The following is a 21,929-nucleotide window of genomic DNA, read 5'->3' as shown; positions in this document are numbered from 1 at the left end:
GGGCGCCCTGCCGGGGAGACGAGGATGAAGCCGGAAGACCTGCAGCTGCTGGTGACCCGCAGCATGCCGTTCGGCAAGTACAAGGGCCGGCTGATCGCCGACCTGCCGGGGCACTACCTCAACTGGTTCGCCCGGGCGGGCTTCCCGCCGGGGGAGATCGGCCGGCTGCTGGCGCTGATGCAGGAGATCGACCACAACGGCCTGGCCGGCCTGCTGGAGCCGTTGCGCCCGCGTTGAATGGCGTCAGGGGCGCCGCAGCTCCACCTTGTCCAGCCGCCCGGCGACGAAGGTGAGCACGCTGTAGGCGCCGCCCCCGCCGGGGTACACCCACTCCTCGACGGGCGCTTCCTGGCGACCGTAGGCGTCCAGGGTGTAGCCGGTGATGCTGCGGTCGGCCGGCGCCCCGCACTTCCGTTGCACGTCGTAGAGCCGGTCGCCGCTGTTCACCAGCTTGCCACCGCAGCGGAAGGAGTCGGCCTGGGCCAGGCCGGCGATACCCAGGCCGATCAGCAGCAGGGCAGGGCGCGAAAGGCGGTTCATGTCATCCCGATCCTCGAAAGCCGTCCGCCGGCCCGCAGGGGGCGGTACGGCGGGAGTCCGGCAGTATCGCCGGGGGCGCTCCTCCAGGCCAGGGGCGTGCTGCTGGCCTACCGTTCGTCCGATGATTTCCAGTGCGGACCGGCGGCAACCCCCCTGTGCAGAATGCGGAATTTGTCCAGCACGGCGGGAGGCGGCGGCGCCCAGGCGTTGGCGCCGGATCGGCCCGGGCGTGCGCGAAAAACGCGCGTCGGGTTGAGCGTTCGGTCAGCTCCGGATCCGCCCGCAGGCTCTGGAACGGCCACGAACTTCGACGCAACCCCTGCACCGGGACGGCGCCCCGCCTGTAAGAAAAGCTTTCCAGAAAAATGAGTACGAACGTACTAGAAATCGCCGGAGTGCCTTGCCAGAACTCGTTTCATGGTCTCCGACATATACTGTTACATGTCGCAACCTTTTGTATTTGAAGCGTTTTTTGTTCGTCGAAAAGACGCTAAGGAAGACCTGGGACGAGCGTCCAGGGGCCGCCTTCACGGCGTGGAAAGCTCGGCTACCGTGAGTTTCTGCCGGTTCGCACCGGAGACAAAAACAATCACGGAGATCGCTACATGGAAACGTCGAAGTCAGGATTCGCCTTCACCGCGACAGCCTTCGCTGCAGTAGTCGCCCTCGCCTCCGCGGGCGCCCAGGCGGCCGGGACCCTCGCCCCGGACAGTGCCAGCCAGGAAAGCGCCCGCTACATCATCAAGTACAAGTCCCCCAACAGCCTGAGCAAAGACCTGCGGGCCAAGTCGAGCCTGGTGGGCCCCATGGCCCAGGGTCGGTTCGACACCCTGGTGGCCGACGCCGTGCTCAACCGGGTCAGCACCCAGGCCATCATGCACCTGGACCAGGTGGGCGCCAGCGTCGCGACCCTCGATGCCCAGCAACTGGCCGCCCTGCGCCGCGATCCCTCGGTGGAATACGTGGAGCGCGACCCGAAGCGCTACCTGATGGCCGAGCAGACCCCCTACGGCATCACCATGGTCCAGGCGCCCCAGGTGTCCGACGCCAACATCTCCAGCCGCAAGGTGTGCATCGTCGACACCGGCTATTCCCTCGGTCACCAGGACCTGCCCTCCAGCGGCATCACCGGCACCGGCAACAGCCAGACTGGCAACTGGTACGAGGACGGCAACGGCCACGGCACCCACGTCGCCGGCACCATCACCGCCCTGGGCGGCAACAACGTCGGGGTGGTGGGGGTGAGCCGCTCGGGCAACATCGGCCTGCACATCGTCAAGGTGTTCGACAACAACGGCGACTGGGCCTACGGCTCCGACCTGGTGGCGGCCATCCAGCAGTGCCGCGACGCCGGCGCCAACGTGGTGAGCATGAGCCTGGGCGGCACCGCCTCGTCCACCACCGAGCGCAACGCCATGGACAGCGCCTACCAGGGCGGCATGCTGCTGGTGGCGGCGGCCGGCAACTCCGGCAACAGCTCGCTTTCCTACCCGGCGGCCTACGAGTCGGTGATCTCGGTGGCGGCAGTGGACAGCGCCGGCAACCGCGCCTCGTTCTCCCAGTACAACAACGACGTGGAGATCGCCGCGCCCGGGGTCAACGTCCAATCCACCATGCCCGGCAACAAGTACGGCAGCATGTCCGGGACTTCCATGGCCACGCCCCACGTGTCCGGGGTCACTGCCCTGGTCTGGAGCCAGCACCTGCAGTGCAGCGCCGAGCAGATCCGCAAGGCCCTGGATGCCACCGCCGAGGACCGCGGCACCGCCGGCCGGGACACTTATTACGGCTACGGCATCATCAAGGCCAAGGCCGCCAGCGACTACCTGAGCAAGGGCTGCGACGGCGGCAGCGACCCGGGCAACCCGGGCAACGGCCAGACCAAGCCGAACCTCTCGGCGAGCGCCGGCAACTGGCTGCGCTACAACTTCACCGTGCCGGCCGGCACCAACAGCCTGACGGTGCGCATCTCCGGTGGCACCGGTGACGCCGACCTGTACACCCAGATCGGCAAGCAACCGACCGCGTCCAGCTGGAACTGCCGGCCGTACAAGGAAGGCAACGCCGAGACCTGCACCTTCAACAAGCCGACCGCCGGTGAGTGGCACGTGGGCATCAACGCCTACTCCGCCTTCAGCGGCGTCACCCTCAACTGGTCCTTCCAGTAACGCGTTTTGCAGGCTGACGGCCGGCCTTCGTGCCGGTCGTCCTTTTTCTTCCGGCCGCGTCCGTCAGCCTCTGGCGGCGACGGCCACCACACTCAGCAGGTGGGCGCCATGGGCGGCGTACAGGCCGTCCAGCTCGCAGCCCGCTCGCCATTCGCCGTCCAGGTCCGCCAGCAGGCGCAGCCGCGCCCGGCCCCCGGCGCAGGCAACCACCTCGGCGGCCTCGAAGTAGAAACGCTGGCGCACCAGCGGGTAGAGGGCCTTGAACAGGCTCTCCTTGAGGGAAAAGGTCAGAGTGACCTGGCGGGCCCGTTCCGCGGCCGGCAGGCCGGCCAGGCGCTCCAGTTCCGCCGGCACCAGGATCTCCCCGGCCAGGCGCTCGGCGCGGTCGTCCGGCAGGTCTTCCTCCACGTCCAGGCCCAGGCTCCGCCAGGCGCGGGACGGGCCCACCACCGCGGCGGCGAGGCCCGAGCCGTGGGTGATGGAGCCGCAGACCCCGTGGGGCCACACCGGCGCACGGTCGTTGCCGATGGTCGGGATCGCCGGGCGCCCCAGCAGCGGCAGCAGGGCCTCCCGGGCGCAGAGGCGGCCGGCCAGGTACTCGGCCTGGCGCTTGGGCACCGAGCGCTCGATGCTCGCCGGCATCGGCACGTCGCTCTGGCGAAACGCCGCGGGGTCGAGGCGCGCCGGGTCGAACCGGCAGGCCACCCAGCGCACGCCGGGAAGCGGGGCGGGCAGGGGCCAGGCGAAGTCGAACGGGCCGCAGCAGGCGGGGTGGGTACGGGTCATGGCCGCATTCTGCCGGCCGGGCGCCGAACTGACCAGTCACGGCCGGGTTACATTCGGTTGCACAGCGGTAACCAAAGGCCAACGGAGCGAACGCCGCGGCTTTGCCAGACTGGCGCCGCGTTTCCCTGGAAACGCAAGGTGAGGTTTTTGCCGGACCGGCGTACAGCCGGTCCGGTATTTTCGCCCCTCCCGCTCCCGCCCTGGCCGGCCCACGGCCTTCCCCGGTCCGCCTCGCCTCCCGCTGCCGCTTCGCCATCGCGCGCCGGCCAGCCCCTGCCGCTGTGCTAGCCTGGGCCCTTCGCGGCCGTCTCGGCCGGGCTTTCCGGGAGACCTCATGAGCGCGGCACCCCCGCACCTGCTGCACGGCACGCCGGCCTACCGACGGGCGTCCTGGGCGCTGTTCTGCGCCGGTTTCGCCACCTTCGCCCTGCTGTACTGCGTGCAGCCGCTGCTGCCGCAACTGGCCGGGCACTTCCGGGTCTCGGCCGCCACCAGCAGCCTGGCCCTGTCCCTCACCACCCTGACCCTGGCCGGCTGCCTGCTGCTGGCCGGTGCCCTCAGCGAGCGTTTCGGCCGCAAGCCGGTGATGGCCCTGGCGCTGGGGGTGGCCGGGGTGCTCGGGCTGGGCTGCGCGCTGGTGACCTCCTGGCACGCCCTGCTGGTGCTGCGGGCGCTGCTGGGGCTGGCCCTGAGCGGGCTGCCGGCCCTGGCCATGGCCTACGTGGGCGAGGAGTTCGACCCCGAGTCGCTGCCGGCGGCCATGGGCCTGTACATCGGCGGCACCGCTTTGGGCGGGTTGCTGGGACGGCTGCTGGCGGGCCTGCTCAGCGACCTGGGCGGCTGGCAGCTGGCCCTGGGCGGCATCGCCGTGCTGGCCCTGGCGGCCCTCGGGCTGTTCGTCTGGCTGCTGCCGCCGTCCCGGCACTTCCGCCCGCAGCCCCTGAGCCTGGGCGGGCTGCTGGGGAATTTCCGCGCCCACCTGGCCCATCCCGCGCTGCGCCCGCTGTTCCTCCTGGCGTTCCTGCTGATGGGCGGCTTCGTGGCGCTGTTCAACTACATTGGCTTCCGCCTGGCGGCGCCGCCCTTCGGCCTGTCGCCCACGGTGATCGGCCTGCTGTTCAGCGTCTACCTGATCGGCATCGTCAGCGCCGGCTGGGGCGGCCGCCTGGTGCCGCGCCTGGGCGCCCGGCGGGTGGTGCAGGGCGGCATCGGCCTGATGCTGGCCGGGGTGGGGCTGTGCGCGCTGCCCTGGCTGGCCGCGGTCATCGCCGGCCTGGCCTGCTTCACCCTGGGTTTCTTCGCCGCCCATGCGGTGGCCAGCGGCCAGGTGGGCCTGCGCGCCCGGGGCGCCAAGGCCCAGGCCTCGGCACTGTACCTGTGCGCCTATTACCTGGGGTCGAGCCTGGTGGGCTATGGCGGCGGCTATGTCTGGCAGCACGCCGGCTGGCTGGCGCTGCTGGGGGTGCTGGCGCTGCTATTCGCCTTCGCCGGCTGGCGCGCCCGGGCGCTCTAGGTTCTGTACGAAACGTGCCTGCGCTCGGTGATGCTGCGTTAAAAACAGGCTCAGACTGCTCATTTACAGCACGTAAACCCCGCTTCTTCGCCTGTTTTTGCCTTGCCTGACCTTCGCTCGACGACTTTTCGTACAGAACCTAGGCATGGGGGGCACCAGGGGAGGGCGGAATCGTTCAGCGGCGGTTCAGGATGGGTTCAGCCGGGGTTCAGGGCGTTTCGGCCAGCATGTCGGCCGAACCCGTTCACTCATCTGGAGGATTCACGATGAACGTCCCACTGACCCGTCTCGCCCTGGCCGCCGGCCTGTCCCTCGTCGCCCTGTCCAGCCAGGCCGCCGATCCCTTCGTCGGCCTGAGCATCGGCCAGAGCACCAGCAATATGGAGCGGTCCAGCGCCCTGGAACGCAACCTGGACAACCCGAAGTACGACGACGTGCTCAAGCACGCCAGCACCTACGGCCTGCGCGCCGGCCAGGAAGACGCCCAGGGCCGCTGGTACGCCAGCTACGAGAGCCTGACCGGCGACTACCACCACGACCTGAACCTGCGCCAGCGCAACCTGCTGGGCAGCTACGACGCCTTCCTGCCCCTCACCGACAGCACCAAGCTGTTCGCCGGCGCCACCCTGGGCCTGACCAAGCTGAGCCAGAACGCCTCCGGTTACCGCCGCGACAGCGACATCGGCTACGCCGCGGGGGTGCAGGCCGGTATCCTGCAGAAGGTCGCCGACAATTTCTCCGTGGAAGGCGGCTACCGTTACCTGCGCAGCAACGCCAGCGTCGAGGTCAAGGACCACGACGGCGCCAAGGCCGGTTCCCTGGACCTGCGCAGCACCGGCCAGGCCTACCTGGGCGCGAACTACTATTTCTGACCGGTCGCGTCCCGTGCGCGCCCGGTGACGGGCAAGGCAGGATGCGACGGGACGATGCACCCGAAGCGGGGCGCCTCCGGGCGCCGTGTTTCGTTGAGGAGCGACGATGAAACTACTGGTGGTGGAAGACGAGGCGCTGCTGCGCCATCACCTCTCGACCCGCCTGGGCGAGCAGGGACACGTGGTGGACGCGGTGCCGAACGCCGAGGAGGCGCTGTACCGCGCCCGGGAGTACCACCACGACCTGGCGGTGGTGGACCTGGGGCTGCCGGGCATGAGCGGGCTCGACCTGATCCGCCAGCTGCGCAGCCAGGGGTGCGATTTCCCGATCCTGATCCTCACCGCGCGGGGCAACTGGCAGGACAAGGTGGAAGGGTTGGCCGCCGGCGCCGACGACTACGTGGTCAAGCCGTTCCAGTTCGAGGAACTGGAGGCGCGCCTCAACGCGCTGTTGCGGCGCTCCGCCGGCTTCACCCAGTCCACCATCGAGGCCGGCCCCCTGAGCCTGGACCTGAACCGCAAGCAGGCGCTGATGGACGGCCAGCCCATGGCGCTGACCGCCTACGAGTACCGCATCCTCGAATACCTGATGCGCCACCAGCAGCAGGTGGTGGCCAAGGACCGCCTGATGGAGCAGCTCTACCCCGACGACGGCGAGCGCGACCCCAACGTCATCGAGGTGCTGGTGGGCCGCCTGCGGCGCAAGCTGGAGGCGGCTTCCGGCTTCCGGCCCATCGACACCGTGCGCGGCCAGGGCTACCTGTTCACCGAGCGCTGCCGGTGAAGGTGCCCTGGCCGCTGCGTCGTGGCCGGGGGTTTTCCCTTCGCCTGCGCCTGATGCTGGGAGCGGCGGCCCTGGCGGTACTGTTCATGCTGATCCTGCTGCCGGCGCTGCTGGGGGTGTTCAGCTCCACCCTGGAGACGGTGATCGAGCAGCGCCTGGCGTCCGACGCCAGCACCCTGATCGGCGCGGCGCGCTTCGAGAACGGCGCCCTGAAGATGCCCAAGCGCCTGCCGGACGAGATCTTCAACCTGCCCGAGGCCAAGCTCCTGGGCTACATCTACGACCGCGACAACCGCCTGGTCTGGCGCTCCCGCTCCGCCGACGACGAGTCCATCACCTACCTGCCGCGCTTCGACGGCAACGGCTCCACCGACTTCCTGCGCACCCGCGACGCCAGCGGCGAGGAATATTTCGTCTACGACGTCGAACTGCACCTGCAAGGCCAGGAGGACGCCTCCTTCAGCTTCATCACCATGCAGCCCACCCGCGAGTTCGCCTACATGCTCGACGGCTTCCGCGACCAGCTGTACATCTGGCTGGGCGCCGCGCTGCTGGTGCTGCTCGGGTTGCTCTGGCTCGGCCTGACCTGGGGCTTCCGCAGCCTGCGCGGGCTGCGCGAGGAACTGGACGAGATCGAATCCGGCGCCCGTGAGCAATTGAGCCGGGAGCATCCGCGGGAGCTGCTGCGCCTGACCGATTCGCTGAACCGCCTGCTGGACGGCGAGCGCCGCCAGCGCCAGCGCTACCGGGATTCCCTGGGCGACCTGGCCCACAGCCTGAAGACCCCGCTGTCGGTGCTGCAGGGGGTTGGCGAGGTGATCGCCACCCAGCCCCACAACCGCGAGCAGGCCCAGGTGCTGCAGAGCCAGATCGAACGCATGAGCCAGCAGATCGGCTACCAGCTGCAGCGCGCCACCCTGCGCAAGAGCGGCCTGGTGCGTCACCGGGTGCCCCTGGCGCCGCTGCTGGACACCCTATGCCAGGCCCTGGACAAGGTCTACCGGGACAAGCGGGTGGAGGTGGAGCGGGTGTTCGACGGTCGCTTGCACCTGCCCATGGAGCAGGGTGCGTTGCTGGAGTTGCTGGGCAACCTGCTGGAGAACGCCTACCGCCTCTGCCTGGGGCGCATCCGCGTCAGCGCCCGCAGCGACCTGGGCGGGTGCGAGCTGTGGGTGGAGGACGACGGGCCCGGGGTGCCCGAGGACCAGCGCGCCCGCATTGTCCAGCGCGGCGAGCGCCTGGACACCCAGCACCCGGGGCAGGGCATCGGCCTCGCCGTGGTGCGGGACATCATCGACAGCTACGACGGCAGCCTCCACTTGCAGGCGTCCAGCCTGGGCGGCGCGGCCTTCCACATCCGCTTCGACAACGCCTGAGGGGGACGGGCGCCGCGAGCGCTTCCCGCCAGTGGGTGCAGCTAAGCCGGGTCGGCCGCGGTGGCCAGGCCCGGCGCCCTACGGGGCTGGCCAGCCTTCCGGATTTCTTTCCCCCTCGCCACCCATGCCGGTGGCGCTGTTCTCCTATTTCCAAAATCGCCGTAGCTGGTGCCCCCCCAAAGGCCCCGGGTGGCCGGGTGCCGCGCGTCGCCCCCGCTTGCTCCGCGCGGCGTCACCGGAGCGCCCGGGCGATCGGCGGCCGTTGCCCGGCAACCGGGCTGTCATCGGCTGGCCCCAGACTGGATCGGCCCACGGTGGCGGAAATCCCCCGAGGCCGACGGCGGAATCCCGCCATCGCTGGCGGGTCGCCGCCCGGCCACCGGTGCCCAGGCGCCGGAATCACAGGCCCGCGTAGACCCGACGGACCTGGCATGGGGCTTGCGATAGGAGGGGAGCGCGACGTCTGCCGCGCCCACAACAAAGTCTCCCGGTCAGGGAGGTGAACGAAGTCCCGGTGACGCCGCCGCCGTCCAGGCCGCGCCGCTACCCGCGAGGAAACTGCCATGTCCCGCCCACCCTTCTATAAAAGCTTGTATGTGCAAGTGCTGGTGGCAATCGCCATCGGGGTCCTGCTCGGCCACTTCTACCCGCAAACCGCCGTCGCCCTCAAACCCCTCGGGGACGGGTTCGTCAAACTGATCAAGATGGCCATCGCGCCGATCATCTTCTGCACCGTGGTCACCGGCATCGCCGGCATGCAGAGCATGAAGGCGGTGGGCAAGACCGGCGGCATGGCGCTGCTGTATTTCGAAGTGGTGTCCACCCTGGCGCTGATCATCGGCCTGGTGGTGGTCAACGTGGTACAGCCCGGCGCGGGCATGCACGTGGACCCGGCCAGCCTGGACACCAAGGGCATCGCCGCCTATGCCGCGGCTGGCGAGAAGCAGAGCACCATCGACTTCGTGATGAACATCATCCCGGCCACGGTGGTGGGCGCCTTCGCCAACGGCGACATCCTCCAGGTGCTGTTCTTCTCCGTGCTGTTCGGCTATGCCCTGCACCGCCTGGGCGACTACGGACGGCCGGTGTTCGAGTTCATCGAGCGCGTCTCCCAGGTGATGTTCAACATCATCAACGTGATCATGAAGGTCGCCCCCATCGGCGCCCTCGGCGCCATGGCCTTCACCATCGGCCAGTACGGCGTCGGCTCCCTGGTGCAACTGGGCCAGCTGATGCTGTGCTTCTACGTCACCTGCGTGTTGTTCGTGCTGCTGGTGCTGGGCACCATCGCCCGCGCCCACGGCTTCAGCGTGGTGAAGTTCGTCAAGTACATCCGCGAGGAGCTGCTCATCGTCCTCGGCACCTCGTCGTCCGAATCGGCGCTGCCGCGGCTGATCGCCAAGATGGAAAAGCTCGGCTGCAACAAGTCGGTGGTCGGCCTGGTGATCCCCACTGGCTACTCCTTCAACCTGGACGGCACCTCCATCTACCTGACCATGGCCGCGGTGTTCATCGCCCAGGCCACCGACACGCCCATGGACATCACCCACCAGGTCACCCTGCTGCTGGTGCTGCTGATCGCCTCCAAGGGCGCCGCCGGCGTCACCGGGTCGGGCTTCATCGTGCTGGCCGCCACCCTGTCCGCCGTGGGTCACCTGCCGGTGGCCGGGCTGGCGCTGATCCTCGGCATCGACCGCTTCATGTCCGAGGCCCGTGCCCTGACCAACCTGGTGGGCAACGGGGTCGCCACCCTGGTGGTGGCCAAGTGGTGCAAGCAACTGGACGAGGACACCATGCGCCGCGAGCTGGCCGGCGGTGCGCCGCCCAGCGATGTGATCCCGCCCCGTAGCGAAATGGCCTGACGCCTCCGCGTCGCCGCTCCACGAAACCCGCCCTCCGGCGGGTTTCGTCGTTTCAGGGCACGTCGAGGAAGCGCAGGGCCATGGGCTGCGTCACGGGCAGGCGCTGGCGGGTGTCGCCCAGCCGGCCGCTTTGCGGGTCGCGGCGGATTACCAGCAACTCGTCGCTCTGCTGGTCCGCCACCAGCAGCCAGCGGCCGCTGGGGTCCAAGGCGAACTCCCGCGCCTCGCGGCCTTCCAGGTCGTGGCGCTGCAACAGGCGCAGGCGGCCATCGCCCGGGGCCACGGCGAACACCGCCATGCGATTGCGCGGCCCGCGGCTGAGGACATAGAGAAAGCGCCCGTCCGCCGACAGGTGCAGGGCGCCGGCCCGCTGCGGGTCGGCCGCGCTGGCCGGCGGCGGCCCGGCCTCGCCCAGGGGCAGGCGCTGGCGCAGGGTCAGGCGCGCGGCCTGGCGATCCAGCAGCGCCACCTCGTCGGCCAGCTCCAGGGTCAGGTAGGCATGGGTGCCGCTGGCGTCGAACAGCAGGTGGCGCGGGCCGCTGCCCGGGGGCAGGGCGGTGGCGGGAGGCTCGGCCGGCGCCAGGGGCAGCGCGGCGTCCGGCTGGTAGCGGTAGGCGAACAGGCGGTCCGCCCCCAGGTCGCTGGCGAACAGGTAGCGGCCGTCGGGGGAGGGCACCGCGGCGTGCACGTGGCTGGAGGCCTGGCGCCGGGGATCGACTCCGCTGGGGGCGTGCCGCAGCCGTTGCCGGGGCGGACCCAGGCGACCCTGGCGGTCCACCGGCAGCACCGTGAGGTCGCCGCCGGGATGCGCCTGCACGGCGTAGTGGGCGACGAAGAGGAAGCGCTCGTCGGCGGACAGGCCCAGGTGGGTCGGTTCGTCGCCGCCGCTGGCCACCCGGGACAGCGGCGTCAGCCAGTGGTGGACCGGATCGAGGGCGAAGCTGCTGACGGCGCCGCTGGGGTCCGGTTGGCCCGGCCCGTTCTCGTGGCTGACGAACAGCCGTCGGCCGTCGACGGAGAGGGTCAGCCAGGCGCTGTTCGCGCTGCCCAGGCGTTGTTCCGGGTGCGTGTCCAGCCGGCCGTGCACCGGGTCGAAGCGGTAGCGGTACAGGCCCTCGCCGGGTGCCTGGGTGTGGCTGCCCACCAGCAGGTCCTGGCGCTCGCCACCGGCGCAGCCCGCCAGCAGCGCCAGGGCCAGCAGGGGGAGGGGCCGCCTCACTGGCGCGGCAGGGCGAAGGCCATGACGTAGTCACCCTGGCGCGTCTTCAGGGAGCCATGGCCGCCCGCCACGATCAGCACATACTGGCGTCCGTCGCGACCCTGGTAGGTCATCGGCGTCGCCTGGCCGCCGGCGGGCAGGCGGCCTTCCCAGAGCACCCGGCCGCTGCGCACGTCGTAGGCCCGCAGGTACTGGTCGAGGGTGCCGCCGAGGAAGGCCACGCCACCGCCGGTGAGCAGCGGGCCGCCCAGGCTGGGCACGCCCATGGGCAGGGGGAGCGGCAGCGGCGAGCTGTCCCGCACGGTGCCGTTCTTGTGTTTCCACAGCACCTGCTGGGTGGTCAGGTCGAGGGCCGCCACGTAGCCCCACGGCGGCGCCTGGCAGGGCAGGCCAAGGGGCGACAGCAGGGGCTCCAGGATCACCCCGAACGGCGCCCCGGCGTTGGGCTGCACGCCTTCGGTCTCGCTGATACGGGCCTTGCCGCCGGCCACCTGCTCGCGGGGCACCAGGGTGGAAGTGAAGGCCATGTAGTTGGGGTTGAGGAAGGCCATCTGGCGCACCGGGTCGACGGCGATGCCGCCCCAGTCGAAGACGCCGAAGTTGCCCGGGTAGACCAGGGTGCCCTGGGTCGACGGCGGGGTGTAGATGCCTTCGTAGCGCAGGGAGCGGAAGCGCAGCCGGCAGAGCATCTGGTCGATGGGCGTGCCGCCCCACATGTCCCGTTCTTCCAGGGTGGGCGGGGCGAAGCCGAGGGCCGACATGGGCTGGGTCGGCGCGGTGCGGTCGCCCTCCGCGGCGCCCTGGGGCACCGGCACTTCGTTGACCGGGACCAGGGGCGTACCGGTGCGCCGGTCGAGGACGTACAGGCTGCCCTGCTTGGTGGAGGCGATCAGCGCCGGCTTCACGCCGTCGGCGGTCTTCAGGTCCATCAGGGTCGGCTGGCCGCCCACGTCCATGTCCCAGAGGTCGTGGTGGGTCATCTGGAAGGTCCAGCGCACCTGCCCGGTGGCGATGTCCAGGGCGGTGACCCCGGCGCTGAATTTCTCCGCCTGGGCCGTGCGGCGGCCGCCCCACTGGTCGGGCATCTGGTTGCCCATGGGCAGGTAAAGAAGGCCCAGCGATTCGTCCAGGCTCATCACTGACCACATGTTGGGCGAGTTGCGGGTATAGGTCTGGCCCGGCGCCAGGGGCGTGGTGTCGTCAGGGTTGCCGCTGTCCCAGTTCCACACCAAGTGGCCGTCGTGGACGTCGTAGGCGCGCACCACGCCGGACGGTTCGTCCTCCGACAGGTTGTCGCTGACGTGGCCGCCGATGATCACCAGGTCGCGGGTCACCCCGGGCGGTGACGTGGAGTAGTAGCCGCCGGCGACGAAGCCGCCGATGCCGGTGGACAGGTCCACCGCGCCGCCCTGGCCGAACCCCGGGCAGACCTTGCCGGTGTCGGCATCCAGGGCGATCAGGCGGGTATCCGCGGTGGGCAGGAACAGCCGCCGCGGGCATTCGCCGCCGGCCGCCGTCCCGCCATAGGCAGCCGCGTCGTGGTAGGCCACGCCGCGGCAGGTCATGTGGGCCCAGCCCTTGAAGGTGTCCGCGCGCTGGGTGCTCAGGCGCGGGTCGTAGCGCCAGAGCTCACGGCCATCGTCCGGGTCGAGGGCGATCACCTGGCTGTGGGGCGTGCAGACGTAGAGCATGCCGTTGGCCTTCAGCGGGGTGTTCTCCGCGGTGGTCTCCTGGGGATCGTCGGGGCCGGGCAGGTCGCCGGTGCGGTACGTCCAGGCCAGTTCCAGCTGGCCGGCGTTGTCCGGGGTGATCTGCGCCAGGGGCGAGTAGCGCTGGCCGCGGGCGTCGCCGCCATAGGCCGGCCAGTCGCCGGCGGCCAGGGCGGGCGCCGCCGAGCCCGGGGCAGCGGCGTCCAGCGGGCGATCCAGGGTGCCGCGCACCTCGCCGGGGTCGCCGACGAACTGGCTGGCCAGGGCGAGGCCGCCGGCCAGCAGCACCGCCACCGCCAGGGTGCCGTGGGCGAACGGGGTCTGCTCGTCGGCCTGCAGCGGCCGGCGCAGGGCCGGCAGCAGCATCAGCACGCCGAGGGCGAACCACAAAGCCAGGCGCGGCACCAGTTGCCACCACTCCAGGCCTACTTCCCACAACGCCCAGACGCTGCTGCCCAACAGCAACACCCCGTACACCCCGAGGGCGGCGCGCCGACCACGCAGCAGCAGGAAGCCGGTGGCGCCCAGGGCCAGGCCGGCCAGCGGGTAGTACCAGGAGCCGCCCAGCAGGCCGAGGCGGATGCCGCCTATGAAGAGGAAGGCCGCCAGGGGCAGCATCAGGAGACCGAGCAGTGACGCCGGCAGGCGGCTGCGGTGGAAGGGGCCGGGGCTGTGCACGGGAAAGGATCTCCGCCGGAAAGGGTGCGCTGGGTTGAAACGAGGTCGAGTGGTCTGTGGACTTCGCCGCTGGCGGATAATTCTTCCCAGGTGCCGGCCGGGGCGTGCGTCGCGCGGATTGCCCGGGGACGCCTCGGGCGTCTACCGTTGGGGTTCGCCCCGCCGCCCAGGAGCCGCTCGTGACCGGTCCGCTGTCTTCCCTGAAGATCCTCGATTTCTCCACCCTGCTGCCGGGACCCTTCGCCTCGCTGCTGCTGGCCGACCTGGGTGCGGAGGTGCTGCGGGTGGAGGCGCCCGACCGGCCCGACCTGGTGCGGCTGCTGCCGCCCCACGCCGACGGGGTGTCCGCCAGCCATGCCTACCTGAACCGCAACAAGCGCAGCCTCGCCCTGGACCTGAAGCGGCCCGAGGCGCGGGAGGTGGTGACGCGCCTGCTGCAGACCCACGACATCCTGCTGGAGCAGTTCCGCCCCGGGGTGATGGCGCGCCTGGGGCTGGACTACGACACCCTCAAGGCCCTCAACCCGCGGCTCATCTATGTCTCCATCAGTGGCTACGGGCAGACCGGGCCCTATCGCCAGCGGGCCGGGCACGACATCAACTACCTGGCCCTGGCCGGCCTGGCCAGCTACACCGGGCGCGCCGCGGACGGCCCCTTGCCCCTGGGGATGCAGGTGGCCGACCTGGCCGGTGGGTCGCTGCACGGGGTGATCGGCCTGCTGGCGGCGGTGATCCAGCGCCAGCACACCGGTGAGGGCCAGCAGGTGGACGTGAGCATGACCGACTGCGCCGTCAGCCTGCATGCCATGGCCGGCGCCGGCTACCTGGCTGCCGGGGTGGAGCCGCAACCGGAAGGCCTGGCGCTGAACGGCGGCAGCTTCTACGACTACTACCGCACCCGCGACGGCCGCTGGTTCGCCGTGGGCAGCCTGGAACCGCCGTTCATGCGGGCGCTCTGCCAGGTCCTCGACCTGCCGGGGCTGGAACGCCAGGGCCTGGTTGCCGATCCGGCGGTCCAGCAGGACCTGAAGCGGCAACTGGCCGAGCGCTTCGAGCGGGAAGACTTCGACCACTGGTGCCGGCGCTTCGCCGAGGCGGATGCCTGCGTGGAGCCGGTGCTGACCCTGGCCGAGGCATTGCAGCATCCCCAGCTGCAGGCCCGCGGGGTGGTCACCGACGTGCCCTGGGAGACCGGGGGGGTGCAGCGCCAGTTGGCCTGCCCGCTGCGCTTCTCCACGGGCCTGCCGGCGCCGCGCCACCCGGGGGCGACCCTGGGCGCCCACACCGAGGCGGTGTTGCAGGAATGTGGGTATGGCGAGGCGGAGATTGCGGCGCTGCGGGACGCCGGCGCGATCCGCTGAGGCTCACTCCACCCGCTGCTCACCGGTGAAGGTGAGTGGCCCCCGGCAGCGCCGGCAAATGTAGCGGCGGCCGCGCCCTACCAGGGCGTGGCGCTGGGCGGTGAAGGGGAAGTCCTGGTCCGGGCAGCCGCAGCGGTAGATGTAGCGGGTGCCCTGGCGGCGCTCCACGGCGTAACTGTGGCAGCGGTGGGGCTGCAGTTCGTAGACGCCGCGCATGATCAGTTGCCATTCCTCGCCATGGGGCTGGATGCGACCGCCGAATACTTGGTGGGCGATGAGGTGGGCGACTTCGTGAGGGACGGTCTGGCGCAGGAAATCGTCCTGGTTGTCCCGGTAGAGCTGCGGGTTGAAGCGCAGGCGGTTTTCCTGCAGATGCGCGACCCCGGCCTTCTGACCGCGCAACTTGAAGCTGACGTCCGGGCGGGTGAAGCGGCGGTGGAAAAAGGCTTCGGCCTGCTGATAGCAGGCCTCCACCTTCGCGAGCAGGCGGTCGGGCATGAATCACTCCTGGAGGCGGGTGATTATGCCCGAGCCGCAGGGGGCTTACAGGCCTTCCGGGACCTTCTGCGGACGCTCGTCGACGGTCGGGTAGCTCTGGTCCTGGGTGGTGCGCTGGTATTCCGGGTACATGGACAGCTGCCAGATATGGATCGTGCCCACCATGGTGTTCACTAGCACCAGCAGGCCCACGGCCAGTACCGATGTGGAGAACAGCGCACCTTTCTGGTTGGGGATGCGCATGAAGCGCGGCAGGCCCACAAACAGCAGGAACGCCGAGTAGGCCGATGCCGCCAGCAGCACCGCCACTGCCAGCCAGCGGCTCGGGTACAGGCCGGTGAGGCCGGCCAGGTAGAACGGGGTGGAAACGTAGGCGATGAAGCCGACGCACTCGTTGAAGCTGGGGCGAGCATCGAAGGTGCGGGTCATCCAGCGCACGAAGGCGCCCATGACGAACACCCCGAGGATGATGGCGAAGTACATCAGCACGCACAGCTTGGCGGCGCTGGCGCTGTCGAGGCGGACTTCTTCGTTTTCCACCAGGTTCCACCCGGTGTAGGTAGTGCCCACGTAGAGGCTGACGGCGGGGATCAGCGCGAGCAGCAGCAGGTGGCCGAGGTAATGCAGGCCATTGCTCTTCTCATCCTGGCGAATTTCGTCCCAGGCACGCTCCGGACTGGTGAACAGCGACACGAAATGAGGGGTCATGTGAGGGCTCCTTGGCAGCCTTTGAGACATCCTGGCGGCCGGAGATCGGACGGCGGCCGTTATAGCCTTAGACGGCGTAAGGGAAAAGGGTTTCAATCCTTTGCACGGCCCCTTGCAGGGCTCTGGAATGCACCGGAGCCGCCCATGGGCGGCTCCGGTGGAAGGGGAGGTACAGGCCGGCGTGGCCGGCGCCGCGGGTCAGCGGATGTAGACCGGGCCGGCGCCCATTTCCCAGACGATCACCGACAGCGCGATCATCGCCACCAGCACTACCAGGCCCACCGCCAGCACCGAGCTGGAGAACAGAAAGCCCTCGTCCTTGGGAATGTTCATGAAGGTAGGCAGCCCCACGTACAGCAGGTAGACCGTGTAGCAGATGGCCGCGGTGCCGACGAACATCGCCAGCAGCAGGTGTGGGTAGAGCGCGGCGATGCCCCCGATGAACAGTGGCGTGGCGCAGTAGGCGGCGAACACCACGCACTCGGTGAAGGTCGGGCTGGCGTCGTAGGTGCGCGCCATCCAGTGCATGAAGGCGCCCATGATGGCGACCCCGCAGAGCATCGCCAGGTAGGCCAGCACGGTCATCTGCATGGCGCTGCTCTGGGTCAGCAGCACCGGCTCCCGGGTGCCGATGGCCCAGCCCACCTGGGTGGTGCCGATGTAGGCGGAGATGGCCGGGATCGCCGCCAGGACCAGGATGTGGGTCAGGTACATGTGAGCGATGGATTCCTCCTCCCCGCGGATGTCCTGCCATTCGCGGTCGGGATGGGTGAAGAGCCCTACGACGTGATGGATCATGTTGAGTACCTCCTCATTGTTCATGAGGGCGAACCCGGGGTTCGCCCTTGAGAGAAGGCGCCAATGCCCTGCGCCTTCGAAGCGGTCGTCCCGCGACCTTATGCCGCAGTATAGGAGCGCTGAAAGCCGCGGGGCCCGTGGCGTTAGAGCAAATCGACCTCTGCGCCTCAGCGGTAATAGCGGCGCAGAATTTCCATCGCCAGGTTGATGGATTGCAGCCGCGTGGTGCTGCCGCCGCGGTCCGGGTGGTGCTGGCTCACCAGCTCCCGGTAGCGCTGGCGGATGCGCGCCAGGTCCAGCCGGCCGCCTTCGCCATCCAGTTCGAACAGCGCCAGGGCCGCCTGCTTCTCCTCGCCGCCGTGCATGCGGGTCCAGAAGCTCTCCAGCAGCCGGTCCACGTCGCCCGGGGTGGTCTCGCGCAGGTGGCGCAGGTCCAGGTAGTAGTCGCGCAGCGGGTCGGTCTGGCTCACGCCCTGGGTGCCGTCGGCGTAGGGCAGCAGGCGAATGCACAGGGGCTCGATGAGCAGGTGGCCTGCGCGCTCCTGCCAGAGGCGATCACGCAGGCGGTACAGCGCGTTGAACAGCAGGAAATGGGTGCGGAACAGCACCAGGCGGTCGCTCAGGGCGAGGTGGGGCAGGTGGGTGGAGCGGCGGGCGCGCAGCTGCTGGATCAGCAGGTACTCCCCCAGGCCGTCCGGCGCCGCGCGCAGCAGCTCCAGCGCCTGGTCGGCCAGGTCCTGGTCCGGGTGGAAGTCGGGGAGGGGCGCGCGGTCCATCGGCGCAGCCTAGCATGGGGCGAAGCGGGGGTGGGGCGCGCCGCGCTTTGTGCGTAAAATAGCCAGTTTTTCGTTCCTCCCTCGGATTTCAGCGCACCATGGGCACCCTTTCGGTCAACCAGAACAAACTGCAGAAACGCCTGCGCCGCCAGGCCGGCGAAGCCATCGCCGACTTCAACATGATCGAGGACGGCGACAAGGTGATGGTCTGCCTGTCCGGCGGCAAGGACAGCTACACCCTGCTCGACATCCTGCTGTACCTGCAGAAGGTGGCGCCGATCCGTTTCGAGATCGTCGCGGTGAACCTGGACCAGAAGCAGCCCGGCTTCCCCGAGCACGTCCTGCCCGCGTACCTGGCCTCCATCGGCGTTGCGTACCACATCGTCGAGAAGGACACCTACTCGGTGGTGAAGGAGAAGATCCCCGAGGGCAAGACCACCTGCTCCCTGTGCTCGCGCCTGCGCCGCGGCACCCTCTATACCTTCGCCGACGAGATCGGCGCCACCAAGATGGCCCTGGGTCACCACCGCGACGACATCCTGGAAACCTTCTTCCTCAACCTGTTCTACGGCGGCACCCTCAAGGCCATGCCGCCCAAGCTGCGGGCCGACGACGGACGCAACGTGTTGATCCGCCCGCTGGCCTACTGCAACGAGAAGGACATCGAGGCCTACGCCCAGCTCAAGCAGTTCCCGATCATTCCCTGCAACCTTTGCGGTTCCCAGGAGAACCTGCAGCGCCAGGTGGTCAAGGAAATGCTCCTGGAGTGGGAGCGCAAATCCCCGGGGCGCACCGAGATCATGTTCCGCGCCCTGCAGAACGTGGTGCCGTCGCAGCTGGCGGACCGCGCGCTGTTCGACTTCACCAACCTGCGCATCGACGAAAGCGCCACCCCGCGCTTCCTCGACGTGATGAACCTGTAAGGACGAACCGACCCGCATGCGCGACTACCGCTGGCTCCACGAATTCTGCCTGAACCGCCTGGGCTCCGAGGCGGCGCTGCGGGCGCGCCTGCCGGTGCCGCGCAGCGAGGCCGAACTGCGCGCCGAGGGCGACGACCGCTACCTGTCGCTGCTGACCCGGCGGGTGTTCCGCGCCGGCCTCAAGCACAGCCTGGTGGATGCCAAGTGGCCGGCCTTCGAGGAGGTCTTCTTCGGCTTCGACCCGGAGAAGGTGGTGCTGATGGGCGCCGAGCACATCGAGCGACTGATGCAAGACGCGCGGCTGATCCGCTACCTGGGCAAGCTCAAGAGCGTGCCGCGCAACGCCCAGATGCTTCTCGACCTGCGCCAAAGCCACGGCCGCTTCGGCGATTTCCTCGCCGACTGGCCGGGGGACGACATCGTCGGCCTGTGGCGCTACCTGGCGCGCCACGGCAGCCAGCTGGGCGGGCTGTCGGCGCCACGCTTCCTGCGCATGGCGGGCAAGGACACCTTCCTGCCCACCGAGGACGTGGTGGCGGCCCTCAAGGCCCAGGAGGTGCTGGACAAGGCGCCCACCAGCCAGCGGGACCAGGCGGCGATGCAGGCCGCTTTCAACCAGTGGCACGCCGAAAGCGGCCGGCCGCTCTGCCATCTGTCCGTGATGCTGTCCCTTACCGTGAACCACTGACGGGCGCGCAGGCCATGGACGAACGCACCCTGCACACCGTGCTACGCGCGGTTACCCGGGCGGAACGCATCCTGATCGTTACCGGCGCCGGCCTCTCGGCGGACTCGGGCCTGCCCACTTACCGCGGCCTGGGCGGCCTGTACAACGGCCTGACCGAGGAGGGCCTGCCCATCGAGGCGGCCCTGTCCGGCCCGACCCTGCGCCGCGACCCGGCGCTGTGCTGGAAGTACCTGGCCGAACTCGGCCGTGCCTGCCGCCGCGCCGCGCCCAATGCCGCCCACCACGCCATCGCCGAGCTGCAGCGACGCAAGCCGGGCTGCTGGGTGCTGACCCAGAACATCGACGGCTTCCACCGCCGCGCCGGTTCGCCGGTGGAGCGGCTCATCGAGATCCATGGTGACCTGGAGCCGCTGCGCTGCCAGGGGTGCGGCGCGCCGGGCGGCGATTGGGATGCGCTGCTGGACGCGCCGCTGCCGCCGCGCTGCGGGGTGTGCGGGGACGTGATACGGCCGCCGGTGGTGCTGTTCGAGGAGCGCCTGCCGGAAGCGGCGCTGGAGACGCTCTACCGGGAGATGCAGGTCGGGTTCGAGCTGGCCATCAGCATCGGCACCACGGCGAGCTTTCCTTATATTGTCGAGCCGGTCTTGCAGGTGGAGAGGGCAGGCGGCTTGACCGTGGAGATCAACCCGGGCGTGACCGCGTTGAGCGGTCAGGTCGACATAAGGATGGAAGGACGCGCCTTAGACATCATGTCGCAGCTTTTAGGTCACACTTTATCGGATTAAATTTGCATAACCAGGTTCTGCAAGGCAGAGTGGCACATCTTAAAAAACCGACCAAGGCCGTGCCCATGCTCAAACGCTTAGCACCCCTCGTCCCTCTGTCGATGGTTTTCTTGCTGGCGGCATGCGCCGGGACCTCGACTCAGCAACACTCCCAGGCCGAAACCGCTCCCCGCGTCGCCCGTGTCGACCAGCCGGTATTCCCCACCCTGCCGTCCCCCAGCCTGGCGAAATTCGACAGCATCGACGACGCATCCGAGGACGAAAGCTACACCCTGCCGTCCCTGGCGGACAGCATCCTCGACCGCGGCTTCCAACTGATCGGCACCCCGTATCGTTTTGGCGGCCGTTCCCTGAAGACCGGCTTCGACTGCAGCGGCTTCGTCAGCTACCTGTTCAACGAAGAAGCCGGCATCCAGTTGCCGCGCTCCACCCGCGAGATGATCAACCTGGACGCCCCGCTGATCGCCCGCAGCGACCTGGAACCGGGCGACATCCTGTTCTTCAACGACCGCGGCCGTGGCCGGGTCAGTCACGCCGGCATCTACATCGGCGACGACCAGTTCATCCATTCCTCCAGCCGCCGCAGCGGTGGCGTGCGGGTGGACAGCCTGGAAGACGGCTACTGGCGTTCCAGCTTCATCGAGGGCAAGCGCGTCCTGGCCCAAACCTCCGGCCCGACCCTCGCCAGCCGCGGCCCGCTGCATCGCTGAGCCTGGCTGCTGGCGCGGGGCTTGCTTCCGCGCCGGTCTGCCGGCAGAGTAGGGCGCACTTCGGCCCCTGGACTTCAAGCCCATGCCTTCATCGCTGCGTATCACCCTGCTTGCCCTCTTCGCTCTGCTTGCCGCCTGCGCGAGCAAGGCACCCCCTCCGAAAGTCGTCGCCCCCGTCTTCACCCCTCCGCCCGTCGGTGCCTTCTCGCCGGTGGCCGAGGACGTGCTGTTCCGCGCGCTCGGGCTGGTGGGCACGCCCTACCGCTACGGCGGCAACACCCCCGATGGCGGCTTCGATTGCAGCGGCCTGATCGGCTACGTCTACCGCGACGCCGCCGGCATCCTCCTGCCGCGCTCCACCCGTGAACTGAGCGTCATGCGCTCCGCCAGCGTTGGCCGGGACGCGCTGCTGCCGGGCGACCTGGTGTTCTTCGCCACCAGCGGCGGCAGCCAGGTCAGCCACGCGGGCATCTACGTCGGCGAGGGCCGCTTCGTCCACGCGCCGGCCAGCGGCGGTACGGTGCGCCTGGACAACTTGTCGGCCCGCTATTGGCAGCACAGCTACCTCGCCGCCAAGCGCATCATCGACGACGCGCGCCTGGCCCGCTCGCCCTGAGAAGTCTCGCGGTAATCGCCGTCCCGCCGCCATGAGCGAGCCGATCCGCCTGCCGCCGCAACCGGACGCCTGCGAGCTCTGCGGTCGCGCGGCGCCCTTGACCCGTCACCACCTGATCCCCAAATCGCTGCACGGCAAGGCCTACATCCGCAAGCGCTACCCGCGCCACGAACGCATCACCGCCACCCTCTGGGTCTGCCGGCCCTGCCATTCCCACCTCCACGCCACCTTCGGCGAACGGGAACTGGCGCTTACCTACAACAGCCGTGACGCGCTGCTGGCCGACGAGCGCATCCGCAGCTTCGTCGACTGGCTGTCCGCCAAGCCGGCGGGCTTCAGGCCGAAGACCTAGGGCGGAGTGGGAAAGGGGCGATCCCCGGTCAGGCAACGGCAGCGAGCCGCGCCTGCCGGAGACGCCGCCTTCTCCTGACCGTTCTCAGCTATCTACGGGGGATGGGTTTCCGCCTTCAGGTCGCTACCGAAGCGCGGCGCTATTCGCTACTGGCGCGCATCACTTACCGCGCGCGACAGGGAGGGCAACCCGCTCGCCGGTCATGTC

The 21,929-nt window shown here is 69.5% G+C and carries 22 protein-coding genes; 14 read left to right on the top strand and 8 right to left on the bottom strand.

The window, feature by feature from the left end; genetic code table 11:
• The first annotated feature begins 24 nt into the window (after positions 1 to 24).
• Positions 25 to 237, top strand: a complete 213-nt coding sequence (locus FM069_RS06130) for a DUF3820 family protein (protein WP_143487399.1) — start codon at positions 25 to 27, stop codon at positions 235 to 237.
• Positions 238 to 243: 6 nt separating this feature from the next.
• On the opposite strand, the gene FM069_RS06125 is transcribed toward FM069_RS06130, so the two are convergent.
• Entirely contained in the window at positions 244 to 540 is a 297-nt protein-coding gene (locus tag FM069_RS06125; RefSeq protein WP_143487398.1) for a DUF2845 domain-containing protein, read from the bottom strand.
• Positions 541 to 1,145: 605 nt separating this feature from the next.
• Between FM069_RS06125 and FM069_RS06120 the strand changes: the two genes are divergently transcribed.
• Positions 1,146 to 2,708, top strand: a complete 1,563-nt coding sequence (locus tag FM069_RS06120) for a S8 family serine peptidase (RefSeq protein ID WP_143487397.1) — start codon at positions 1,146 to 1,148, stop codon at positions 2,706 to 2,708.
• A gap of 63 nt (positions 2,709 to 2,771) precedes the next feature.
• On the opposite strand, the gene FM069_RS06115 is transcribed toward FM069_RS06120, so the two are convergent.
• Positions 2,772 to 3,494: a 4'-phosphopantetheinyl transferase family protein gene (locus FM069_RS06115; RefSeq protein WP_143487396.1), complete on the bottom strand. Its 723-nt coding sequence runs from the start codon at positions 3,492 to 3,494 to the stop codon at positions 2,772 to 2,774.
• Positions 3,495 to 3,828: 334 nt separating this feature from the next.
• Between FM069_RS06115 and FM069_RS06110 the strand changes: the two genes are divergently transcribed.
• The 5 genes from FM069_RS06110 to FM069_RS06090 all read left to right on the top strand — a co-directional run bounded on the left by FM069_RS06110 (position 3,829) and on the right by FM069_RS06090 (position 9,901).
• Positions 3,829 to 5,007: an MFS transporter gene (locus FM069_RS06110; protein WP_143487395.1), complete on the top strand. Its 1,179-nt coding sequence runs from the start codon at positions 3,829 to 3,831 to the stop codon at positions 5,005 to 5,007.
• A gap of 266 nt (positions 5,008 to 5,273) precedes the next feature.
• Positions 5,274 to 5,879, top strand: a complete 606-nt coding sequence (locus FM069_RS06105) for an outer membrane protein (RefSeq protein ID WP_143487394.1) — start codon at positions 5,274 to 5,276, stop codon at positions 5,877 to 5,879.
• 106 nt (positions 5,880 to 5,985) lie between these two features.
• A complete protein-coding gene (locus FM069_RS06100; protein ID WP_143487393.1) occupies positions 5,986 to 6,663 on the top strand; it encodes a response regulator in 678 nt (225 codons plus the stop codon).
• Between the two features lie 53 nt (positions 6,664 to 6,716).
• Complete coding sequence (locus tag FM069_RS06095) at positions 6,717 to 8,039, top strand: ATP-binding protein (RefSeq protein WP_143487418.1); 1,323 nt, start codon at positions 6,717 to 6,719, stop codon at positions 8,037 to 8,039.
• Positions 8,040 to 8,602: 563 nt separating this feature from the next.
• Positions 8,603 to 9,901, top strand: a complete 1,299-nt coding sequence (locus tag FM069_RS06090; RefSeq protein ID WP_143487392.1) for a dicarboxylate/amino acid:cation symporter — start codon at positions 8,603 to 8,605, stop codon at positions 9,899 to 9,901.
• A 52-nt stretch (positions 9,902 to 9,953) separates the two neighbouring features.
• On the opposite strand, the gene FM069_RS06085 is transcribed toward FM069_RS06090, so the two are convergent.
• Both FM069_RS06085 and FM069_RS06080 read right to left on the bottom strand, forming a co-directional pair.
• Positions 9,954 to 11,120, bottom strand: coding sequence for a lactonase family protein (locus tag FM069_RS06085; protein WP_143487391.1), 1,167 nt, complete (start codon positions 11,118 to 11,120; stop codon positions 9,954 to 9,956).
• Positions 11,117 to 13,447, bottom strand: coding sequence for a glucose/quinate/shikimate family membrane-bound PQQ-dependent dehydrogenase (locus FM069_RS06080; protein ID WP_143487417.1), 2,331 nt, complete (start codon positions 13,445 to 13,447; stop codon positions 11,117 to 11,119). Before FM069_RS06080 ends, FM069_RS06085 begins: the two co-directional genes overlap by 4 nt.
• A 239-nt stretch (positions 13,448 to 13,686) precedes the next feature.
• Between FM069_RS06080 and FM069_RS06075 the strand changes: the two genes are divergently transcribed.
• Positions 13,687 to 14,868, top strand: coding sequence for a CaiB/BaiF CoA transferase family protein (locus FM069_RS06075; protein ID WP_143487390.1), 1,182 nt, complete (start codon positions 13,687 to 13,689; stop codon positions 14,866 to 14,868).
• Positions 14,869 to 14,871: 3 nt separating this feature from the next.
• Here FM069_RS06075 and FM069_RS06070 read toward each other — a convergent pair whose 3' ends face one another.
• From FM069_RS06070 to FM069_RS06055, 4 genes are all read right to left on the bottom strand, one after another.
• The gene (locus FM069_RS06070; RefSeq protein ID WP_143487389.1) at positions 14,872 to 15,366 is read right to left on the bottom strand and encodes a SprT family zinc-dependent metalloprotease; all 495 of its coding nucleotides are present in this window, start codon (positions 15,364 to 15,366) and stop codon (positions 14,872 to 14,874) included.
• A 45-nt stretch (positions 15,367 to 15,411) separates the two neighbouring features.
• A complete protein-coding gene (locus FM069_RS06065) occupies positions 15,412 to 16,074 on the bottom strand; it encodes a Yip1 family protein (RefSeq protein WP_143487388.1) in 663 nt (220 codons plus the stop codon).
• A gap of 198 nt (positions 16,075 to 16,272) precedes the next feature.
• Positions 16,273 to 16,872, bottom strand: a complete 600-nt coding sequence (locus FM069_RS06060; RefSeq protein WP_143487387.1) for a Yip1 family protein — start codon at positions 16,870 to 16,872, stop codon at positions 16,273 to 16,275.
• Between the two features lie 167 nt (positions 16,873 to 17,039).
• A complete protein-coding gene (locus FM069_RS06055) occupies positions 17,040 to 17,648 on the bottom strand; it encodes a DNA-J related domain-containing protein (RefSeq protein ID WP_143487386.1) in 609 nt (202 codons plus the stop codon).
• Between the two features lie 98 nt (positions 17,649 to 17,746).
• On the opposite strand from FM069_RS06055, the gene ttcA reads away from it, so the two are divergent.
• The 6 genes from ttcA (at position 17,747) to FM069_RS06025 (ending at position 21,722) form a co-directional block, all read left to right on the top strand.
• The gene (gene ttcA / locus FM069_RS06050) at positions 17,747 to 18,571 is read left to right on the top strand and encodes a tRNA 2-thiocytidine(32) synthetase TtcA (protein WP_143487385.1); all 825 of its coding nucleotides are present in this window, start codon (positions 17,747 to 17,749) and stop codon (positions 18,569 to 18,571) included.
• Positions 18,572 to 18,587: 16 nt separating this feature from the next.
• Positions 18,588 to 19,259 (top strand): DNA-3-methyladenine glycosylase I, encoded by a 672-nt coding sequence (locus tag FM069_RS06045; RefSeq protein ID WP_143487384.1) that lies wholly within the window; start codon positions 18,588 to 18,590, stop codon positions 19,257 to 19,259.
• A gap of 14 nt (positions 19,260 to 19,273) precedes the next feature.
• A complete protein-coding gene (locus FM069_RS06040) occupies positions 19,274 to 20,044 on the top strand; it encodes an NAD-dependent protein deacylase (RefSeq protein WP_143487383.1) in 771 nt (256 codons plus the stop codon).
• 65 nt (positions 20,045 to 20,109) lie between these two features.
• Complete coding sequence (locus FM069_RS06035; protein ID WP_143487382.1) at positions 20,110 to 20,754, top strand: C40 family peptidase; 645 nt, start codon at positions 20,110 to 20,112, stop codon at positions 20,752 to 20,754.
• Positions 20,755 to 20,836: 82 nt separating this feature from the next.
• Positions 20,837 to 21,370, top strand: coding sequence for a C40 family peptidase (locus tag FM069_RS06030; RefSeq protein WP_143487381.1), 534 nt, complete (start codon positions 20,837 to 20,839; stop codon positions 21,368 to 21,370).
• Positions 21,371 to 21,401: 31 nt separating this feature from the next.
• On the top strand, positions 21,402 to 21,722 hold the full coding sequence (locus FM069_RS06025) for a hypothetical protein (protein ID WP_143487380.1): 321 nt from the start codon (positions 21,402 to 21,404) through the stop codon (positions 21,720 to 21,722).
• The last annotated feature ends 207 nt before the right edge of the window (positions 21,723 to 21,929 follow it).

This window comes from Pseudomonas mangiferae, assembly GCF_007109405.1.
Lineage (GTDB): Bacteria > Pseudomonadota > Gammaproteobacteria > Pseudomonadales > Pseudomonadaceae > Pseudomonas_T > Pseudomonas_T mangiferae.
The sequence above is the reverse complement of the archived record's forward strand: the minus strand, read 5'-3'. Positions and strand labels throughout refer to the sequence as shown.

What these genes read in the sequence shown, in the direction of transcription:
- FM069_RS06045 (WP_143487384.1), top strand. Translation starts at nt 18,588, where the DNA reads ATGCGCGACTACCGCTGGCTCCACGAATTCTGCCTGAACCGCCTGGGC.
- FM069_RS06120 (WP_143487397.1), top strand. Translation starts at nt 1,146, where the DNA reads ATGGAAACGTCGAAGTCAGGATTCGCCTTCACCGCGACAGCCTTCGCT.
- FM069_RS06065 (WP_143487388.1), bottom strand. Translation starts at nt 16,074, where the DNA reads ATGACCCCTCATTTCGTGTCGCTGTTCACCAGTCCGGAGCGTGCCTGG.
- FM069_RS06110 (WP_143487395.1), top strand. Translation starts at nt 3,829, where the DNA reads ATGAGCGCGGCACCCCCGCACCTGCTGCACGGCACGCCGGCCTACCGA.
- FM069_RS06125 (WP_143487398.1), bottom strand. Translation starts at nt 540, where the DNA reads ATGAACCGCCTTTCGCGCCCTGCCCTGCTGCTGATCGGCCTGGGTATC.
- FM069_RS06040 (WP_143487383.1), top strand. Translation starts at nt 19,274, where the DNA reads ATGGACGAACGCACCCTGCACACCGTGCTACGCGCGGTTACCCGGGCG.
- FM069_RS06100 (WP_143487393.1), top strand. Translation starts at nt 5,986, where the DNA reads ATGAAACTACTGGTGGTGGAAGACGAGGCGCTGCTGCGCCATCACCTC.
- FM069_RS06060 (WP_143487387.1), bottom strand. Translation starts at nt 16,872, where the DNA reads ATGATCCATCACGTCGTAGGGCTCTTCACCCATCCCGACCGCGAATGG.
- FM069_RS06105 (WP_143487394.1), top strand. Translation starts at nt 5,274, where the DNA reads ATGAACGTCCCACTGACCCGTCTCGCCCTGGCCGCCGGCCTGTCCCTC.
- FM069_RS06070 (WP_143487389.1), bottom strand. Translation starts at nt 15,366, where the DNA reads ATGCCCGACCGCCTGCTCGCGAAGGTGGAGGCCTGCTATCAGCAGGCC.
- FM069_RS06115 (WP_143487396.1), bottom strand. Translation starts at nt 3,494, where the DNA reads ATGACCCGTACCCACCCCGCCTGCTGCGGCCCGTTCGACTTCGCCTGG.
- FM069_RS06025 (WP_143487380.1), top strand. Translation starts at nt 21,402, where the DNA reads ATGAGCGAGCCGATCCGCCTGCCGCCGCAACCGGACGCCTGCGAGCTC.
- FM069_RS06030 (WP_143487381.1), top strand. Translation starts at nt 20,837, where the DNA reads ATGCCTTCATCGCTGCGTATCACCCTGCTTGCCCTCTTCGCTCTGCTT.
- FM069_RS06055 (WP_143487386.1), bottom strand. Translation starts at nt 17,648, where the DNA reads ATGGACCGCGCGCCCCTCCCCGACTTCCACCCGGACCAGGACCTGGCC.
- ttcA (WP_143487385.1), top strand. Translation starts at nt 17,747, where the DNA reads ATGGGCACCCTTTCGGTCAACCAGAACAAACTGCAGAAACGCCTGCGC.
- FM069_RS06080 (WP_143487417.1), bottom strand. Translation starts at nt 13,447, where the DNA reads ATGCTGCCCCTGGCGGCCTTCCTCTTCATAGGCGGCATCCGCCTCGGC.
- FM069_RS06095 (WP_143487418.1), top strand. Translation starts at nt 6,717, where the DNA reads ATGCTGGGAGCGGCGGCCCTGGCGGTACTGTTCATGCTGATCCTGCTG.
- FM069_RS06130 (WP_143487399.1), top strand. Translation starts at nt 25, where the DNA reads ATGAAGCCGGAAGACCTGCAGCTGCTGGTGACCCGCAGCATGCCGTTC.
- FM069_RS06090 (WP_143487392.1), top strand. Translation starts at nt 8,603, where the DNA reads ATGTCCCGCCCACCCTTCTATAAAAGCTTGTATGTGCAAGTGCTGGTG.
- FM069_RS06035 (WP_143487382.1), top strand. Translation starts at nt 20,110, where the DNA reads ATGCTCAAACGCTTAGCACCCCTCGTCCCTCTGTCGATGGTTTTCTTG.